Genomic DNA, 1,958 nt, shown 5'->3' with positions numbered 1-1,958 from the left:
ACGGCTCGCCGCGGTTGCACGCGGACCTACGTGAGGCGGGGTGGAAGGTGTCGGAGAAGACCGTGGCGGACTCGATGCGCCGACAGAGCCTGGTCGCCCGCCGCATCCGGAGGCGCAACGGGCTGACCCGCCAGGACAAGGCGGCGCCGAAGTTCCCGGACCTGCTGAACCGCGACTTCACCGCCGCCGAGCCGAACCGCCGCTGGGTCGGGGACATGACGAGATCCCCACCGCGGCCGGGAAGCTGTATCTGGCCACGGTGATCGACCTGTACTCGCGCAGGTTGCTCGGCGCGGCCACCGGGCTGCACCCCAACGCCGAGCTGGCGTGTGAGGCCATCCGGATGGCCGTCGCGGCCCGCGGCGGCGCGGACGGGATCGCAGGGGTGATCTTTCACACCGACCGCGGCTCGACCTACACCGCCGGCGCGTTCGCCACGTTGTGTCGCCGCCTGGACATCCGCCAGTCCATGGGTCGGGTCGTGTTTCGACAACGCCGCGGCGGAGGCGTTCTTCTCCAGCCTGGAGTGGGAAGTGCTGTCCCGCAACGACTTCGACACCACTGCGAAGGCTCGGGCGGTGGTTATCGACTGGTGCTACGGCTTCTACAACCACCGGCGACGACACAGCGCCGCCGCCGGGCTCGCACCGATCGTCTACGAGAACGCCGCCCTCACTCGAGACGCGGCATAGGGAACCCTCCACGATCTCGGGGGAACCACACCTGACCCGTGTGGTCTGCTCGTAACGTGGCTGCCGGCGCGGGTGCTCGTGGTCGGCCTGCCGCGACGAGAAGGGAGCGGCGGTTGCCCGATCCTGACCAGCACCCGACCGGGTTCGCGGTGTTCTGCGGCCTGGACGTGGGCAAGTCCGAACACCACGCCTGCGCGGTCGACACCAACGGGAAGCGGGTGCACGACAAGGCCCTGCCCAACGACGAATCGGCGCTGCGCACCGTGCTGTCCGGGCTGGCCGAGCACGGCGCGGTGCTGATGGTCATCGACCAGCCCGCCTCGATCGGAGCGCTGGCCATCGCCGTCGCTCGTGATCTGGGGATCACGGTGGCCTACCTGCCCGGGCTGGCGATGCGCCGCATCGCCGACCTGCATCCCGGGCAGGCCAAGACCGACGCCCGCGACGCCCACGTGATCGCCGAGGCCGCCCGGACGATGCCGCACACCCTGCGCCGGGTCGGCACCGACGACGAGACCCTCGCCGAACTCACTGTGCTCGCCGGTTACGACGATGACCTGGCTGGGCAGAGCACCCGGCTGACGAACCGGCTGCGCGACGCCCTGCTGCATGTTCATCCCGCCCTGGAACGCCTGCTCGGGCCACGCCTGGACCGCGGTGGCGTGCTCGACCTGCTCGCGGCCGCTCTCAGGACACGACGCCTGTGGTTGCGGCTGAGGACCGGCCTCGCCCGACGCGTGAGTATGCGATGCGGACCGGCGCTGATCGTCTCCGTGCCGGCAGCAGTGCCGCGGCTGGGCAGGCGGCCGGGCAGAAGGTGGATGGGCAGGAGGTGGATGGGGTGGGGGCTCGGGAACGTGTCCGGGCGGAGGAAGCGTCTCGGCGGCACGGCCTCGACCAGTACGACGCTCAGCGTCTCGGGCACCGTCTCGGGGAGCACGTCGCGCAGCGGCTCGGGCCTGAGCGTGGTCACGGTGTGGGGTACAGCTGATGCCCGCCCGCATCGGGCCCCCGGAGCCGGAACAGCTCGTCGCGCTGGTCACTGCGCTGGATGCCCGGATCACCCATCTCGAAACCACCCTCACCAGCGACGGTGACGGTGGGGCCGAGTCGGGCACTGCGGAGGGGCTACAGCCGGTGGCCTGGCCCGAGCTCGACGCTGCCGCCGCGGCGGCAGCGTGGGATGAGCTCGGGACGTGGGTCGCGGCGGTGCTGGTCCCGTCGGTGGCGCCGTCGGTGCGGCAGATCCCGCCGTGCTGGCCCGCT

General features: G+C 71.4%; 1 protein-coding gene and 3 pseudogenes. All 4 read left to right on the top strand.

From position 1 onward, the window contains the following. Nucleotides 1-263: IS3 family transposase (locus KPF47_RS13695; RefSeq protein ID WP_224389197.1), on the top strand; the 263-nt coding region annotated here is incomplete at its 5' end. Next, nucleotides 260-421: pseudogene (locus tag KPF47_RS40950) on the top strand (DDE-type integrase/transposase/recombinase); the annotation flags it as partial. The gene KPF47_RS13695 and the pseudogene KPF47_RS40950, both read left to right, overlap by 4 nt. 67 nt (nucleotides 422-488) lie before the next feature. Then, nucleotides 489-692 (top strand): annotated as a pseudogene (locus tag KPF47_RS13685) (IS3 family transposase); the annotation flags it as partial. Nucleotides 693-805: 113 nt separating this feature from the next. Beyond that, a pseudogene (locus KPF47_RS13680) lies at nucleotides 806-1,369 on the top strand (IS110 family transposase); the annotation flags it as partial. Between the last annotated feature and the right edge of the window lie 589 nt (nucleotides 1,370-1,958).

This window comes from Pseudonocardia sp. ICBG1293, from assembly GCF_020131355.1.
Classification (GTDB): Bacteria; Actinomycetota; Actinomycetes; order Mycobacteriales; family Pseudonocardiaceae; genus Pseudonocardia.
The sequence above is the reverse complement of the archived record's forward strand: the minus strand, read 5'-3'. Positions and strand labels throughout refer to the sequence as shown.